General features: G+C 60.4%; 12 protein-coding genes. 8 read left to right on the top strand and 4 right to left on the bottom strand.

Features of this window, described 5'->3' with window-relative positions:
• Nucleotides 1–111: 111 nt before the first annotated feature.
• Entirely contained in the window at nucleotides 112–2244 is a 2133-nt protein-coding gene (gene metG, locus BLL52_RS18235; protein ID WP_075588075.1) for a methionine--tRNA ligase, read from the bottom strand.
• Nucleotides 2245–2695: 451 nt separating this feature from the next.
• Nucleotides 2696–4012: a patatin-like phospholipase family protein gene (locus tag BLL52_RS18230; RefSeq protein WP_075588133.1), complete on the bottom strand. Its 1317-nt coding sequence runs from the start codon at nucleotides 4010–4012 to the stop codon at nucleotides 2696–2698.
• A 140-nt stretch (nucleotides 4013–4152) separates the two neighbouring features.
• On the opposite strand from BLL52_RS18230, the gene apbC reads away from it, so the two are divergent.
• The 4 genes from apbC to BLL52_RS18210 all read left to right on the top strand — a co-directional run bounded on the left by apbC (nucleotide 4153) and on the right by BLL52_RS18210 (nucleotide 10697).
• Nucleotides 4153–5244: an iron-sulfur cluster carrier protein ApbC gene (apbC, locus tag BLL52_RS18225; RefSeq protein ID WP_075588074.1), complete on the top strand. Its 1092-nt coding sequence runs from the start codon at nucleotides 4153–4155 to the stop codon at nucleotides 5242–5244.
• A 109-nt stretch (nucleotides 5245–5353) separates the two neighbouring features.
• Nucleotides 5354–6175, top strand: coding sequence for an ABC transporter substrate-binding protein (locus BLL52_RS18220; RefSeq protein WP_075588132.1), 822 nt, complete (start codon nucleotides 5354–5356; stop codon nucleotides 6173–6175).
• A complete protein-coding gene (locus tag BLL52_RS18215) occupies nucleotides 6175–8085 on the top strand; it encodes a bifunctional diguanylate cyclase/phosphodiesterase (protein WP_075588073.1) in 1911 nt (636 codons plus the stop codon). The genes BLL52_RS18220 and BLL52_RS18215 overlap by 1 nt, the downstream gene beginning before the upstream one ends.
• 83 nt (nucleotides 8086–8168) lie before the next feature.
• Complete coding sequence (locus BLL52_RS18210; RefSeq protein ID WP_075588072.1) at nucleotides 8169–10697, top strand: ABC transporter permease; 2529 nt, start codon at nucleotides 8169–8171, stop codon at nucleotides 10695–10697.
• Between the two features lie 296 nt (nucleotides 10698–10993).
• Here the strand turns inward: BLL52_RS18210 and BLL52_RS18205 are convergent, their stop codons facing one another.
• On the bottom strand, nucleotides 10994–11671 hold the full coding sequence (locus tag BLL52_RS18205; RefSeq protein WP_075588071.1) for a Smr/MutS family protein: 678 nt from the start codon (nucleotides 11669–11671) through the stop codon (nucleotides 10994–10996).
• Nucleotides 11672–11703: 32 nt separating this feature from the next.
• Nucleotides 11704–12405: a RadC family protein gene (gene radC / locus BLL52_RS18200; RefSeq protein ID WP_075588070.1), complete on the bottom strand. Its 702-nt coding sequence runs from the start codon at nucleotides 12403–12405 to the stop codon at nucleotides 11704–11706.
• A 191-nt stretch (nucleotides 12406–12596) separates the two neighbouring features.
• On the opposite strand from radC, the gene BLL52_RS18195 reads away from it, so the two are divergent.
• From BLL52_RS18195 to BLL52_RS18180, 4 genes are all read left to right on the top strand, one after another.
• A complete protein-coding gene (locus BLL52_RS18195) occupies nucleotides 12597–13061 on the top strand; it encodes an FKBP-type peptidyl-prolyl cis-trans isomerase (protein ID WP_075588069.1) in 465 nt (154 codons plus the stop codon).
• Nucleotides 13062–13063: 2 nt separating this feature from the next.
• Nucleotides 13064–14029 (top strand): 4-hydroxy-3-methylbut-2-enyl diphosphate reductase, encoded by a 966-nt coding sequence (gene ispH / locus BLL52_RS18190; protein ID WP_075588068.1) that lies wholly within the window; start codon nucleotides 13064–13066, stop codon nucleotides 14027–14029.
• 68 nt (nucleotides 14030–14097) lie between these two features.
• Nucleotides 14098–15426 carry a serine--tRNA ligase gene (serS, locus tag BLL52_RS18185; protein WP_075588067.1) on the top strand — a complete coding sequence of 443 codons (1329 nt, stop codon included), beginning with the start codon at nucleotides 14098–14100 and terminating at the stop codon, nucleotides 15424–15426.
• Between the two features lie 66 nt (nucleotides 15427–15492).
• Nucleotides 15493–16041: an AAA family ATPase gene (locus BLL52_RS18180; protein WP_206744496.1), complete on the top strand. Its 549-nt coding sequence runs from the start codon at nucleotides 15493–15495 to the stop codon at nucleotides 16039–16041.
• Nucleotides 16042–16097 lie beyond the last annotated feature (56 nt).

Here is a 16097-nt window from a genome sequence, read left to right as displayed (position 1 = left end):
TCCGCTACCAGCACGTATCCTTATGAACTGAACGGTCTATCAATAGTCTCATCGGTAATTAAATGCTAGCCCTGTGGTTTCTGAGTTTTTACCGTTTGATTTCCTTCGGGTTCAGTGAATCCGCATGCCTGGCTGCGCACCGGGGAAAGGCTCAAGCACATAAATGCCGGGCTGGGCTTTTTCATCAGCATGGCTGGCGGCCAGCACCATGCCTTCACTCACACCAAACTTCATCTTGCGCGGTGCCAGGTTGGCCACCAGCACGGTGAGTTTGCCGGTCAGGTCCTCGGGCTTGTAACAACTTGCAATGCCTGAAAAAACACTGCGGGTTTTGGCTTGCCCGGCGTCGTCGAGCTCACCCACATCCAGCGTGAGTTGCAGCAGCTTGGTGGAGCCCGCTACCGCCTGGCATTGCACGATTTTGGCAATGCGCAGGTCGATCTTGGCAAAGTCGTCGATGCTGATGGTGGGGGCAATGGCTTCGCCACCAGGCAGTTTGGATGCTGCGTTTTCAGTAGCTGTTAGCGCTTGTTCCATAAGGGCTGGAGGCATAAAAAGTGCTTCAAGTTGTTTGATGTCCACACGCTGCATCAGATGTTGGTAAGTGCCGATCACATGGCCAGTCTGCAGTGGTTCGCCAACATTGCCAAAACTCAGAGGTTCGATGTTCAAAAAGGTTTCGACTTGGGCAGCTAGCTGCGGCAATACCGGTTTCAGGTAGCAGGTGAGGATGCGAAAAGCCTTGATACAAACCGAGCAGACGCCCTGCAGCCGTACCTCCTGCCCCGGCTGTTTGGCCAGGTCCCAGGGTTTGTTGGCGTCCACATAGGCGTTCACCCGGTCAGCCAGCAGCATGGTTTCACGCAGGGCCTTGGCGTACTCGCGCTCTTCATACAGGCGCTCGATGCTGACGCGCTCAATGCGCAACTGGTGCAGCAAGGCCGCGCCCTCTTCAGGTGCCTCACCGAGCTTGCCTTCAAAGCGCTTGCTCAAAAACCCGGCTGCCCGTGAGGCGATGTTGATGTATTTGCCGACCAGGTCGCTGTTGACGCGGGCCATGAAGTCGTCGGCATTGAAGTCGATGTCTTCATTGCGGGCGCTGAGTTTGGCGGCCAGGTAGTAGCGCAGCCACTCAGGGTTCATGCCCAGGCTCAGGTATTTGAGCGGGTCCAGCCCGGTGCCACGGCTTTTGCTCATTTTTTCGCCGTTGTTCACCGTCAGGAAACCATGCACAAAGATGTTGTCGGGCACCTTGCGGCCGCTGAATTTGAGTGTGGCGGGCCAGAACAGAGTGTGAAAGGTGACGATGTCTTTGCCAATGAAGTGGTACTGCTCCAGCTCGGGGTTGGCCATGTAGGCCTCGAAGTCCGCGCTTTGCGGGTCCAGCGCAGCGCGTTTGTCCAGCAGGTTTTTCAGCGACGCCAGGTAACCAATGGGCGCGTCGAGCCAGACGTAGAAGTATTTGCCCGGCGCATCAGGTATCTCAATGCCAAAGTACGGCGCGTCGCGGCTGATGTCCCAGTCGCCTAGGCCTTCGCTTTGTGTGCCGTCGGGGTTGGTGCGCACACTGAACCATTCCTTGATCTTGTTGGCCACTTCGGGTTGCAGCTTGCCGTCTTGCGTCCACTCCTCCAGAAATGCCACACAGCGTGGGTCGGACAGCTTGAAAAAGAAGTGCACCGAGTTTTTCAGCTCCGGCTTGGCACCTGACAGCGCGGAATACGGGTTGATCAGGTCAGTTGGCGCATAGACAGCGCCGCAGTTCTCGCAGTTGTCACCATACTGGTCTTTGGTGTGGCACTTGGGGCACTCGCCCTTGATGAAACGGTCCGGCAGGAACATGTTTTTCGCCGGGTCGAAAAACTGCGCAATGGTGCGGGTGTCGATCAGCGTGCCGTCAACGTTGTCGCGCAGGCCACGGTAGATGGACTGGGCCAGCTCGTGGTTTTCGGGGGCGTCGGTGCTGTGCCAGTTATCAAAGCTGATGTGAAAACCGTCTAGGTACTGCTTGCGACCCGCGGCAATGTTGGCCACAAACTCTTGCGGCGTGACACCTGCTTTCTCGGCAGCGATCATGATTGGCGCGCCGTGGGTGTCGTCAGCGCAGACAAAATCGACCGCGTTGCCCATCATGCGCTGGTAACGCACCCAGATGTCGGCCTGGATGTATTCCATGATGTGGCCAATGTGAAAGTTGCCATTGGCGTAGGGCAGGGCGGTGGTGACAAAGAGTTGGCGGGTCATGGGGCGGGGTCTTTCTGGATCAGCCCACCATTTTAGTCGGGCAAGCTGGGCCCGAGGCGATTTGATGCTGTTGGCGCCATCAGCCGGGCGATACGCTTTGCTACGTGTCCCCAGCCCGCTGCGCGGTCTCCGCCTTTCATTCGCAAAGCGCATCACCCGACTGATTTTGCGAGCGTTTTGGTACGCCGGCGGAGGACTGTCAAAAGTTGCCTGCATCGGATATGGCAAGAATGGATGTGAGTCGTTAACAGCAGAAATTCTGCCCCTGAGAGCGCTAGGCGCGGTGATTGGGTGATGCGACCGGGCTTCGGGGTGAAAGGCGCGCGCCTTCATTCGCGGGCGTGCTGATCCGTGCGTTTCGCGTGTGTTTTCATCTCGAAACCGCATGCGCATCACCCAGTCGCCGTGCCGGGTTTGACATCAAACGCTGCGCCGGGCCAAGCCGGGACGATCAGCGCAGGCGCAAAGGGTCGCGGCGGCGTTCCTGGTAGGCAGGCGCTGGCACTGTGGCACCCGGATCAGCCTTGGGCGCGGCTTGCGGGTCGGTCCAGTCAAAAAACGCGCAGATCTCGGCGCGCTGGCGCATCGCGTCCTTGTGGCCCAGCGCCATCAACTCACCGGTGTAACCCGGCTCAAACAGCAGATAGCTGGCCAACGGCGCACCGTGCTCATCGGAAACATGGGACGACACGCCCAGACTGCCCAGCACGCGGCGCACCGGCGCGGGCAACTCGTGCACGTGTCTGGCAGCGATCACATCGAGCCGTTCCGAAGGCGATATCAGCAACAGGTCCACCGGGCGCAGGTTGCTGGCGGCGCGCATGTCGGGCGGCACCAGGTTCAGAGTCTGGTTGATGCGCCGAATGCGCTCAATGTCCACCGCCAGCGCATCCAGGAAAATATTCGCCAGCGCATGGCCGGCAATCTGCGCCAAGCTGGGGTAATCGCCCGAGTCACCCACGCTGCCCGGTTTTTTGGACGCGTGCACGCGCCCGGCGCCTATCACCAAGATACGTTGCGCACCCAGATGGATCGCTGGCGCAATCGGTGCCGACTGGCGCATGGAGCCGTCGCCGTAGAAAGCCGTCTCGCCGTTCACATGCAGCGGCATGGCCGGGAAGACGAAAGGAATCGCGCTCGATGCCAGCAAGTGCTCATGGGTGATCTTGTCGCGCAGGCCGCGCCGCTGCGAGCGCGTCCAGGGCAGCAGGCGCTTGTCTCCCTCGTAAAAGGTAAAGTGTTCGCCCGAGGTGTAGCTTGACGCGGTGACTGCCAGCGCCTGCAGGTGCCCATCACGAATCAGCATGGGGATGCGGTCCAGCGGCACCATCTTGGTGAGCAGTTCCGCCAGCGGACTGTTGTCCAGCAGCGACTTCGGCTTGACACGTCGCCATTTGGCAATCATCCAGCCCATGGAGAGCAGCGTCATCCACTTGGCGCCTGAGCGCAACATGCTCACCGAGTCAGCTCGGTACACCTGGTCGGCGCGAAAGTTGCGCCACACATGGGCAATACGCCGCACCGCCTCATCAAACTGGTCGGCACCGCAGGCCAGCGAGGCCGCATTGATGGCCCCGGCCGAGGTGCCGCTGATGATCGGAAACGGGTTGGGCTGGTTCTGCGCCCCGCAGGCCCGGCGCAACTCGGAGATGGCCTCAAGCACCCCCACCTGGTAAGCGGCGCGGGCGCCGCCGCCCGAGAGCATCAGGGCGGCTGTAGTTTCAGCCGCTGGCGGCGCGGCGCTAGGGGTAGCTGGGTAAAGAGGCATGGCCCGATTATCAGCAGCTGCCTGGGGTGCTTGCGGCAAAGAGTGGGCAGCATGTGAGGTGTTGCGGGTAAACCCCGATTTGCAATCTGCGCAAAAAGGGAATTGCGTGTTGGCTAGACTCAACGTTTTCGGAGAAACCCATGCCCGTGACTGAACAAACTATTCTGGAAGCGCTGAAAAGCGTGATCGACCCCAACACCGGGCGCGACTTTGTGTCGACCAAAGCCGTGAAGAACCTAACGGTCAGCGACGCTGATGTCGCTTTTGAGGTGGTGCTGGGCTACCCCGCCAAAAGCCAGATTGCCGGTTTTCGCAAAGAGCTGATTGCCGCTGTCAAAAGCGTGGCACCGGCGGCCAATGTGTCAGTCAACGTCACCAGTCTGATCACCGCGCATGCGGTGCAGCGCGGTGTGCAACTGTTACCCGGCGTTAAAAACATTGTTGCGGTCGCCTCCGGTAAAGGTGGTGTGGGTAAAAGCACTACCGCGGTGAACCTGGCGCTGGCGCTGGCTGCCGAAGGCGCACGAGTGGGCCTGCTCGACGCGGACATCTATGGCCCCAGCATTCCGATGATGATGGGCATCCACGGCAAGCCCGAGAGCACCGACGGCCAGACCATGGATCCGCTGGAAAACTACGGCGTGCAGGTCATGTCGATCGGCCTGCTGGTGCCGCAGGACGAAGCCATGATCTGGCGCGGCCCCATGGCCACCCAGGCGCTGGAGCAGTTGCTGCGTCAGACCAATTGGAACGACCTGGACTATCTGATTGTGGACATGCCCCCCGGCACCGGCGACATTCAGCTCACCCTGTCGCAAAAGGTGCCCCTGACCGGCGCAGTGATTGTGACTACGCCACAAGACATTGCCTTGCTGGATGCACGCAAAGGCATCAAGATGTTTGAAAAAGTCGGTGTGCCGATTCTTGGGATTGTGGAAAACATGGCGGCCCATGTGTGCAGCAACTGTGGCCACGTGGAAGCTATCTTTGGCGCCGATGGCGGTAAAAAAATGGCGGCTGAGTACAACATGGACTACCTGGGTGCTCTGCCACTGGATATGCACATCCGCTTGCAGTCCGATAGCGGCAAGCCGCCAGTGGTGGCAGACCCCGACAGCGAAGTCTCGGGCCTTTACAAGGCGGTGGCGCTTAAGGTGGCGTTGGCTATAGCTGCTAAAAACAAAGACTTTTCTAGCAAGTTCCCGTCGATCAAGATTTCACAGAACACCTGATGCATCTGGCCTGTGGCATAGGCCCATTTTTTGCTTGGAAGGGGTGCCATGGCGTATCGCAAATACAATTTTAATGTCGGACCCCATCAACAATCAAATACATACCACCGTGAAGCGCATCGATCTTTTTCTGCTTGGTCTCGTTGGGTTGTTTTTGAGTCTGCCTGCACTGGCTCAAACCTCTGCACCGCCCTCCAGCATTGCTGCGGCCAACCGGCTGCAGCGGGTTTTGGTGGTGCAAAGTCTTCGGGTCTGCATCTGGCCTGATTACTACAGCATCACCTACCGCAACCCCAAAACATTGCAGTTGTCGGGCATTGACATCGAGATGGCACAGGCGCTGGGCAAAGACCTTGGCGTGGCTGTGCAGTTTGTCGACAGTTCATTTGCCAAATTGATTGATGACGTGACGCAAGACCGCTGCGATGTGGCCATGTTTGCCGTGGGCATCACCCCGGAGCGACAAAAGCGCTTGCGCTTTACCCAGCCGCATCTGGTCAGCGATATTTTTGCCATCACCTCCAGGACCAACCGCCGCATTCGCCAGTGGTCTGACATTGACCAGCCGGGCTCCGTGGTGGCCGTGGCGCAAGGCACGTTGCACGAGCCAGTGATGAAGGCCAGGCTCAAAAACGCTCAGTTGATGGTTTCGAACACCCCCTTTGCTCGCGAACAGGAAGTGCGGTCGGGCCGAGCAGATGTGTTCATGACTGACTACCCTTACAGCCAGCGCTTTCTCGCCAATGCTGATTGGGCGCGCTTGGTTGCACCTGATGGCGTCTACCACACCACGCCCTATGCCTATGCCGTGGCACCGGGCGATGATGCGTGGCTGGCCAGGCTTGACAAGTTTGTCAGCGACGTCAAACGCGATGGTCGGTTGCTGGCTGGTGCCCAACGTTATCGGCTTGAACCCATCGTGGCGCGCTGATGCAGCCGGGCAAGCGCCAGAAAACGCTGTTTTTTGCGGCGTTGACAGCGTTTGTGGTTGGCGTGCTCGTACTGACCTGCTACATCCTGTGGCTGATGCGCAGCGAGGCATTGGCCGGCGGTTTTCAGGTGTCGGCGCTAATGTCACGCAGCTTCGAGAGCAGCCTGACTCAAAGCCTTAGCGCCAGTGCGCAGGCGACTGCCAACGCGGTTTTGGAGCAGCCCGAAGCCGCTAACCTGCCTCAGGCAGAGGCCCAGTTTTTGCGGATTTTGCGCGGCGCACCGCAGTTGCGTTCGCTGTCGCTGATGGATGAGCGTGGCCGCATCGTGGCGAGTTCTAGCCGCGCCAATGTGGGACGCGAGGTGGATACGGCCGATTATTGGCCGCAGACGCCTGATCAGCAGCAGGTGCTGCGTATCGGTGCGCCTTGGACGGGGCGCGATTTTTCCGAGGGCCAATCGCTGAACACGGGGGCCAGCAGCGACGGTGTGTTAACGCTGATACCGGTGACCCTGCCCTTGCCCATGGTTAAAGGCGGCTGGCGCTTGTTGGTGGCTTTGAATCCGGACTATTTTGTCAACCAGATGTCGCAACAGCTGGCCTCGCCTATAGGCGCGGCCGAAGTGTTGCGCCTAGATGGCATGCGCTTGTGGAACACCGACCCGCAACAAAGCGTTGGCGTGGTGCCCTATGGCAAGGCTCTGGCGCAACGCATCGGTGAGCGCGATTTTGGTCAGTTTGAAGATGACGCGGGTTTGGGGCAACCGTCGATGACGGCGTTTCGGGTGTCGACTCTGTACCCGTTTGCGGTGGTGACCCACCTGCGTCGCGATGCAGTGCTAGAACGCTGGCAGACCGAGGCGAAAAACGTGCTGGGCGTGATGCTTGTGGTGCTGACGGTGCTGTGTGCGTTGGCGGTGGCGTTTTACCGACGCCAGTCGCTGCTGCAGGCGCAGCGTGCCGAGTCGGCGCGGCTGCAGCAGATCAACGCGGCATGTGTCTTCACCAATATCCGCGAGGGCATTCTGATCACCCAGACCAATGGCAGCATCATCGATGTGAATGAGGCCTTCTGCCTGATGACCGGCTACAGCCGTCTGGAACTGCTGGGCAAGAATCCGCGCATTTTGAAATCCGGTCGGCAGGACAAAGGTTTTTACGAAGCCATGTGGCGCGAACTGCTGGCCAAGGGGCACTGGCAGGGCGAGATCTGGAATCGCCACAAAAATGGCGAGGTATTCGTTGCGATGCTCAACATCAGTGCTGTACCCGACTCACACGGGCAGGTACAGCAGTATGTGGCAGTGTTTCACAACATCACCGAAAACAAGATGTACCAAGACCAGTTGGAGCGCCTCGCGCGGTATGACGCCCTGACTGACATGCCAAACCGTGTGTTGCTGGCAGACCGTTTGCGTCAGGCCATGTCTCAGGCGCTGCGCCATCAGCAACTGCTGGGTGTGGTGTTTATTGATCTGGACGGTTTCAAAGCCATCAATGACCAGTTCGGTCACGAGGCGGGTGACCAGGTGTTGATCAGTGTGTCAAGCGGTTTGCGCCGCGCCTTGCGCGACGGCGATACCCTGGCACGCAACGGGGGTGACGAGTTTGTGGCCCTGCTAGCCGAATTGCAGTCCCCGCAAGATGCCGAGTCCACGCTCAGACGTCTGCTAGAGGCCGCCTCGCAGCCGATTCTGGTCGCCGACCAGATCCTGCGGGTGTCTGTCAGCATGGGCGTGAGCTTTTACCCGCAGGCCAACCCATCTTCAGCCGACGAGCTGTTGCATGAAGCCGATATGGCCATGTACCAGGCCAAGGTTTCGGGTAAAAATCAATACCGGCTCAGCATGACGCCTATGCCCCAAGCCTCAAGTGCCAGAGAGCAGCAGCGACGTCACCAAGACCACTGACTTAACCACTTGCCACCTGGGATTGAGGGGGTGAAACTGCCAGCCAGCGGTGCTGCCGGTACTGACTGCGGTATCTTTGGCGCATGACCATTTCATTTTTAACCCTTGGCTGGCGATCTTTGGCGCGTGACTTGCGCGCAGGCGAGTTGCGTTTGCTCATTGTGGCGGTGGCACTGGCGGTGGCCGCGCTCACCGCGGTGGGTTTTTTTGCCGACCGCCTTAAAGGCGGCCTGCAACGCGATGCCCGCCAGTTGCTCGGTGGCGACGCTGCGGTGGTCAGCGACAACGCTATCCCAGCGGCGTTTCTGGCGCAGGTGCAAGAGCTGGGCCTGCAACGCAGCCAGACGATGAGTTTTCCGACCATGGCCCGCGCGCCGGATACGGTCGGTGGGCAGGGCGGGCAGACCAAGCTGGTCGCACTGAAGGCGGTCGAGGCAGGTTACCCGCTGCGCGGCAGTATGCGCGTCAGCGCTGGTCCAGGCGAACCAGATGCCCTAACCCGCGACATTCCCACCGCTGGAGAAGCCTGGGTTGACCCTGGCGTGCTGGACAGCCTGGGGCTGCAGATGGGCGACGCGCTGCTGCTGGGCGACAGCAGCGTGCGGGTGGCGCGCATCATCATCACTGAGCCAGACCGTGGCTCGGGTTTCATGAGTTTTTCACCCCGGATCATGATCAACCAGGCGGATCTGGCCGCCACCGGCTTGGTGCAGCCCGCGAGCCGCTTGACCTACAGGCTTCTGGTCGCCGGGCCCGACCCCAAGGTTGAGGCCTTTGTGGACTGGGCGCAGACGCAGGTGCTGGCGCGCAACGTGCGCGGGCTGCGGGTGGATGCGCTGCAAGGCGGGCGACCCGAGCTGAGCACCACGCTGGAGCGCGCAGAAAAATTCCTCAACCTGGTGGCGCTGCTGGCGGCATTGCTAAGCGCGGTTGCTGTGGCGTTGGCGTCGCGTGGTTTTGCTGCCAGCCATCTGGACGACTGTGCCATGCTGCGCGTGTTGGGGCTGCCCCAGCGCAAGATCGCAGCGGCGTATAGTTTTGAGTTTTTGTTGGTGGGCCTGCTGGCAAGCGCTTTGGGTGTGCTGCTGGGCTACGCGGTGCATCTGGGTTTTGTCGCGTTACTGGCCGGGCTGGTCACCACCAGCCTGCCAGCGCCTTCGATCTGGCCGGTGCTGTTTGGCATGGGCATGGGCCTGACGCTGTTGATCGCCTTCGGGCTGCCGCCAGTGCTGCAACTGGCGCAGGTGCCGCCGCTGCGGGTGATCCGTCGTGATGTAGGCGGGCTCAAACCTGCATCACTCACGGTGCTGGGCCTGGGCGTGCTGGGTTTTGCCGCGCTGTTAATGGCCGCTAGCAGCGACATCAAGTTGGGCCTGATTGCAGTTGGCGGCTTTGCGGCTGCCACGCTGCTGTTTGCCACTCTGAGCTGGGTAGCGGTAAAGCTGCTGCGTATCAGCGTCAATGACAGCACCGCGCCCACAGCGCTGGTGCTGGCCACCCGGCAAATTTCGGCGCGACCCGCCTTTGCGGTGGTGCAGGTCAGCAGCTTGGCGGTGGGCCTGCTGGCGCTGGTGTTGCTGGTGTTGCTGCGAACTGACCTGATCGACAGCTGGCGCCAGGCATCCCCCCAGGATGCACCCAACCGCTTTGTGATCAACATTACCGCCCAACAGGGTCCGGCCTTTACCAAGGTACTGACCGACGCCGGCGTGGGCAAGTTTGACTTTTTTCCGATGATTCGCGGTCGGCTGGTGGCCATCAACGAGCGCGAGATCGGCCCCGACGACTACACCGACGTCCGTGCGAGCCGCCTAGTAGACCGCGAGTTCAACCTGTCGCATAGCGCCACCTTGCCGCCGCAAAACCAGACGGTGGCGGGGCGCTGGCTGCCCGACGAGGCCGGTGCCATCAGCCTTGAGGAAGGCATTGCCAAGACGCTTGAGCTGTCGCTGGGCGACACCCTGACCTTTGACATCGGTGGCATCAAGATCACCTCCAAAATCACCTCGCTGCGCAAGGTGGACTGGGGCTCGATGCGGGCCAACTTCTTTGCCATGTACCCGGTGGCGCAGCTCGATAACGTGCCTGCCACCTACCTGAGTGCGTTTCAGGCGCCGGCACAGCCAGGGTTTGACAACGCCCTGGTGCGCCAGTTTCCCAACATCACCAGCATCAACACCGCAGCCACCATTGCGCAAATTCAGCAGGTGCTAGACCAGGTGACCGCAGCGGTGGAGTTTTTGTTTGCCTTCACCCTGGCGGCCGGGCTGGTGGTTCTGTTTGCCGCTGTCACCGCCACGCGCGAAGAACGTGCGCGTGAATTTGCCATCATGCGCGCGGTCGGTGCCGGCCAGAAGCTGCTGCGCCAAGTGCAGCGCATTGAGCTGATTGGGGTGGGTTTGCTGGCAGGCTTCTTGGCCTCCAGCGTGGCTAGCGCGGTGGGCTGGGCGTTGGCCAAGTATGTGTTTAGCTTTGCCTGGACGGTATCGCTGTGGGTGCCACTGCTGGGCGCACTGGCCGGTGCCGTGTTGGCGCTGGCGGCGGGCTGGTGGGGTCTGCGCGACGTGTTGCGCCGCCCGGTGGTGCAAACGCTGCGCCAGGCGGCGCAGTGACCCCTGGCATGCTGTTTGGCACGGTTTCCATATAACGCGTGTGGTCAATTTGAGAATGGAAATTCTTAAGGGTACTAAAGCGTAATAATAAATACTCTTCAGTAACTAAACCCACCAAGGAGTAATACCATGAATGACGCCAAGATGAACTTTCTGGACCGTGTGCTTTATTCGACCGCTGCCGCTGCCATGCTGCTTCCGCTGATTCCTTACGCGATTGCAGGTTGACGATGGTCGGTAGATGTATCAAAAAGCGGCGCAAGCCGCTTTTTTTTCGCCAGTGCTGCCAAGCTGGCTCAGGCTCTGGAAGTCATTAGCAGCACCACCAGGGCGCCCGCACCTCCGTCGGCGGGCTTGGCTTGCACAAAGGCCAGCACCTCATTTTTTTGCACCAGCCAGCTGTGCACGCGGCTTTTCAGGATGGGCGCCTTGCCGGGCGAGCCCAGGCCTTTGCCGTGCACCACCCGCACGCAGCGGATGCCGTGGCGGTGCGCTTCGCGGATGAAGATGCTCAGCGCCTCGCGCGCGTCGTCGCGGCGCAGGCCATGCAAATCGAGCTGGCGCTGAATGCTCCAGTCACCCCGGCGCAGCTTGCGCGTCACGTCCACGCCGATACCGGGGCGACGAAAGCTTAAGAGCTCATCGGTGTCGAGCAGGGTGCTCACATCAAATTCGTCGCTGATGGCTTCTTTAAGAACTGCCTTCTCGTCTTGCTGATACTGCATCGCCAGCGGTATCGTTTGCTCTTTTTTATGCAGCACGTGGCGCTTGTCTGGTATGGGCTGAACGGCTCCAGCGGCCCTGATGAACAAGTCGCGGTCAGAGGCGGTTTGCTTCACCGCCTTGATCTGTACGCTGGCTTGGGCTGCTTGCTGCTGGGCTTGTTCGGCGATCGCGCGCTTGACAATTTTCAGGTCGGTCAGCGTGTTGACTTTCAGCGGGGCTGGGGTTGTCAAAGGCGCACTGTGCAGCATGGCTATTGCTTTGACAGGCTGCTTTTTCGCTATCACATCAGCCCCCGCTCGGCTAGGCTCAGCGCCTCGCCGGGTGCGACGATGACGTGGTCCAGCACGCGCACGTCGATCAGTGCGAGCGTGGTTTTCAGGGTTTGCGTCAGCATTTCGTCGGCACGGCTGGGCTGCACCGTGCCGCTGGGGTGGTTGTGCGACAGCACCACGCTGCTTGCTTGGTGATGCAGGGCGCGCAATACCACCTCGCGCGGGTAGACGCTGGTTTGTGTCAAGGTGCCGGTAAACATCTCTTCCAGGGCGATCAGTCGGTTTTGCACATCCAGAAACAGCACCGCAAACACCTCGTGCTTGCGCGCGGACAGGTGCAGTTGCAGGTAGTGTTTGACGGCATCGGGCGTGTCAAACACGGTGCGCTCCTGCAGGCGCTGGGCCATGGCACGGCGCGCCAGTTCCAGCACCGCGACGATTTCGGCACGTTTGGCCGGCCCTAAGCCTTTGACGCGCTTCAGGTCGTCAGCGGTGGCGCCCAGCAGCCCGGCCATACCGTCAAAACCGGCATCTGCGCCGTTTTTGGGTTTGAGTTGCAGCAGCTCGTGGGCCATTTGCAGCACGCCTTTGCCAGCGATGCCGGTGCGCAGCAAAATGGCCAGCAGCTCCACATCACTCAGGGCGCCGGGGCCACGGGCCAGCAACTTCTCGCGGGGGCGGGCATCGGGGGGAAGGTCTTTGAGGGGCATGGTCTAAAGCTCTTGGATAGGGCGCAGGGCAGGGGGCTTTTACAATGCAGTCAGTTTATGCGCTGCGGTGACGGGCGGGTGATTCTGGGGATTAGGCATTCGTCCATCTCGGTCTGCCACAGAATCCTCCCGCGTCGGGCGCACCGGAGTCGTTTTCCCCCAATGGTTTTATTTTCAGGTACTGGATGAGTATGACAAGCACCGTTCCCAGCGTTCAACCCGGCTCTTTTTTGACTCTGCATTACCGCCTGAGCGGCCCGGCCGGGGTGGTGATCAGCACGTTTGAGGGCTCGCCCGCCACGCTGACGCTGGGCACCGGCCAACTCTCGCCCGCCCTGGAGGCCGCCATGCTGGGCCTGCCAGAGGGCATCCACAGCACCATCAAGATGCCCGCTGGCGCCGCTTTTGGTGAGCGTAGCGCGGATATGCAGCAGTGGCTGGCGCGCCAGGAACTCATCGACATGGGTGTGGAAAACGAGGAGTATGCGGTGGGCGACGTGCTGCAGTTCCCTACGCCAGACGGCAAAGGCCAGTTTGCCGGGGTGATTCTGGACTTTCGCACTGGGGCCCGGGGCGACGCGGTCAAACTCGACTTCAACCACCCGCTGGCTGGCCAGCCGGTGAGTTTTGAAGTGCATCTGATTGGAGTGCTGTAACCATGTCCACCGTTGTTCAAAACATTTTGCTCGCCGAGCCACGCGGCTTTTGCGCCGGGGTAGACCGGGCCATTGAGATCGTTGAAAGAGCCCTGACCAAGTTTGGCGCGCCCATTTATGTGCGCCACGAAATCGTCCACAACACCTATGTGGTGGACAACCTGAAAGCCAAGGGCGCTATCTTTATTGAAGATCTGGATGACGTGCCGGAAGGGGCGACGCTGGTTTTTTCTGCGCATGGTGTGAGCCGTGCGGTGCAGAAGGAAGCTGTAGCGAGGGGCTTTCAGATTTTTGACGCCACCTGCCCGTTGGTGACCAAAGTGCATGTGGAAGTGGCCAAGCTGGCCAAAGAGGGCTATGAATTCATCATGATCGGCCACAAAGGCCACCCCGAGGTGGAGGGCACCATGGGCCAGCTTGACGACGGCATTCATCTGGTGGAAGAGGTGGAGGATGTGGCCCGGGTTACCCCGCGCCAGACCGAACGGCTGGCGGTGGTGACGCAAACCACGCTGAGTGTGGACGATGCGGCGCACATTGCCACTGCCATCAAGGCGCGCTTTCCGACGGTGCGCGAGCCCAAGCACCAAGACATCTGCTACGCCACGCAAAACCGCCAGGACGCGGTCAAGTTGATGAGCTCGCAGGTGGATATCGTCATCGTCGTGGGCAGCCCCACCAGCTCCAACAGCAATCGGCTGGCCGAAGTCGCGCGCAAGCTGGGCACACCGGGCTACATGGTGGACAGCGCCGAAGACCTGCAGGAGGAGTGGTTTGACGGCTTTAGCCGCGTAGGTCTGACTGCAGGTGCCTCAGCCCCAGAGATTCTGGTGCGCCAAGTGGTCGAACGCATCAAGGCCCTGGGCGCGGTATCGGTGCGAACCATGCCGGGCCAGCCCGAGACCGTCAAGTTCCCACTGCCCAAAGGCTTGAAGCTAGGCTCGGAAGACGACGAAACCACCAATTGATGCTATTGATTAAATAGCTGCTACCGCTTATTCCATAAGGGCTAGAGCCCGATTTCTTATAGAAAATCATGCTAGACATTACCCTGCTTCGCAAAGATTTGGCCAGCGCTATTGCCCGCCTGGAAACCCGCAAAAGCCCGCAAACTTTCCTGAACGTGGAAGCTTTTACCGCGCTGGAGTCCGAGCGCAAAACCATCCAGATGCGCACCGAAGCCTTGCAGGCACAGCGCAATGTGGCCAGCAAGCAGATCGGCATGCTCAAAGGCAAGGGCTTGCATGACGAGGCCAATGCGGCCATGGCCCAAGTGGCGGGTATCAAGGACGAGCTCGACGCCTCAGCCACGCGCCTGGACACTATTCAGGCAGATCTGCAGAACCTGCTGCTGGCTGTGCCGAACCTGCCGCATGAGAGCGTGCCAGTGGGTGCTGACGAACACGCCAACGTGGTGGTGCGCAGTTGGAGTCTTGACAATAAAGGGCCGCGCACCTTCGATTTTGTGGTCAAAGACCACGTCGATGTCGGCACGCCACTGGGTCTGGACTTTGAGATGGGTGTCAAGCTCACCGGCTCGCGTTTCACGGTCATGAAGGGCCCGGTGGCGCGCCTGCACCGGGTGCTGGCCCAGTTCATGCTCGACGTGCAAACACAAGAGCACGGCTACACCGAGTGCTACACGCCCTACATCGTTAACGCTGAAACCTTGCGTGGCACCGGCCAGTTGCCCAAGTTTGAGGGTGATTTGTTCGCTGCCAAAAAGGGCGGGCAAGACGGCGAGGCGCAGCCCGACAACACCGCGCTGTACCTGATTCCCACCGCAGAAGTGCCGCTGACCAACTTTGTCCGCGACGTGGTCACGCCCGAGGCAGATTTACCGATCAAACTCACCGGCCACACGCCGTGCTTCAGGTCAGAGGCTGGCAGCGCCGGGCGCGACACCCGTGGTCTGATCCGTCAGCACCAGTTTGACAAGGTCGAGATGGTGCAAATCGTCCACCCCGACACCAGTTACGAGGTACTCGAAGTGATGACCGGCCACGCCGAAGCCATTCTGCAAAAGCTCGGCCTGCCTTACCGCGTGATGAGCCTGTGCACCGGCGACATGGGTTTTGGTGCCAGCAAGACCTATGACCTGGAAGTGTGGCTGCCCGCGCAGAACACCTACCGCGAGATCAGTTCGGTCTCCAACTGCGAAGCCTTCCAGGCGCGCCGCTTGCAAGCGCGCTTCAAAAACGCGCAGGGCAAAAACGAACTGGTTCACACCCTGAACGGCTCCGGCCTGGCAGTGGGCCGCACGCTCGTGGCGGTGTTGGAAAACTACCAAAACGCTGACGGCTCGGTGACCGTGCCCGAGGTGCTGCGGCCCTACTTGGGCGGGCTGGAAGTTTTGACGCCCTGAGCTAAGACGGGCCAGCGGTTGGCGCATCAGATCCATCCGGTAGCTGGAGAGCACCCACGATCTCTAGTGGGTGATTTGAGTGCCCCGGTGCTCGTCTGCATCATCGGTGCTGAATGCACTGGCAAGACCGTTCTGGCGCAGCAACTGGCTGCCCAGTTTGGCGGCGTGGTGGTGCCAGAAGGGCTGCGCCATTGGTGCGAAGAACACGGTCGCACGCCGCTGGCGACTGAGCAGGTGGCGCTGATGCAGACGCAGATTTATAAGGAAAATAAGGCTCTAGCCCTTACAGAAAATGCGCGAGCAGCTATCATTTTTTGTGACACTGCTGCGTTGCTGACAGCGGTTTACAGCCAGCATTATTTTGCCGACAGCAGCCTGCTGGGCGCAGCCCAAGCCCATCACCAGCGCTACGCTTTAACGCTCTGGCTGCAGCCAGACTTGCCCTGGGTGGCGGATGGATTGCAGCGCGACGGTGTAGCGGTGCAGGCAGCCGTGCACGGCTTGCTGGCCCAGCAATTGGCCAGCCAACCCTGGGTGTTTCGCATCAGCGGCAGCGGGCAGGCCCGTTTGCATGCCGCGCGCGCGGCGCTGCTGCAGGCGCTGGGGCCGCAGTGACACGGTTAAGTTAATTTTTCGATCTACGGGTTAACCCTTGGATAATCCATGCTGCA

Origin of the sequence: Rhodoferax antarcticus ANT.BR (assembly GCF_001938565.1) — a bacterium.
Taxonomy (GTDB): domain Bacteria; phylum Pseudomonadota; class Gammaproteobacteria; order Burkholderiales; family Burkholderiaceae_C; genus Rhodoferax; species Rhodoferax antarcticus.
This window is presented reverse-complemented; position numbering and strand designations above follow the sequence as displayed.

Excerpts from the sequence above, each read along its gene's own strand:
- metG (WP_075588075.1), bottom strand. The coding sequence starts at position 2,244 with ATGACCCGCCAACTCTTTGTCACCACCGCCCTGCCCTACGCCAATGGC.
- BLL52_RS18230 (WP_075588133.1), bottom strand. The coding sequence starts at position 4,012 with ATGCCTCTTTACCCAGCTACCCCTAGCGCCGCGCCGCCAGCGGCTGAA.
- apbC (WP_075588074.1), top strand. The coding sequence starts at position 4,153 with ATGCCCGTGACTGAACAAACTATTCTGGAAGCGCTGAAAAGCGTGATC.
- BLL52_RS18215 (WP_075588073.1), top strand. The coding sequence starts at position 6,175 with ATGCAGCCGGGCAAGCGCCAGAAAACGCTGTTTTTTGCGGCGTTGACA.
- BLL52_RS18210 (WP_075588072.1), top strand. The coding sequence starts at position 8,169 with ATGACCATTTCATTTTTAACCCTTGGCTGGCGATCTTTGGCGCGTGAC.
- BLL52_RS18205 (WP_075588071.1), bottom strand. The coding sequence starts at position 11,671 with ATGCTGCACAGTGCGCCTTTGACAACCCCAGCCCCGCTGAAAGTCAAC.
- radC (WP_075588070.1), bottom strand. The coding sequence starts at position 12,405 with ATGCCCCTCAAAGACCTTCCCCCCGATGCCCGCCCCCGCGAGAAGTTG.
- BLL52_RS18195 (WP_075588069.1), top strand. The coding sequence starts at position 12,597 with ATGACAAGCACCGTTCCCAGCGTTCAACCCGGCTCTTTTTTGACTCTG.
- ispH (WP_075588068.1), top strand. The coding sequence starts at position 13,064 with ATGTCCACCGTTGTTCAAAACATTTTGCTCGCCGAGCCACGCGGCTTT.
- serS (WP_075588067.1), top strand. The coding sequence starts at position 14,098 with ATGCTAGACATTACCCTGCTTCGCAAAGATTTGGCCAGCGCTATTGCC.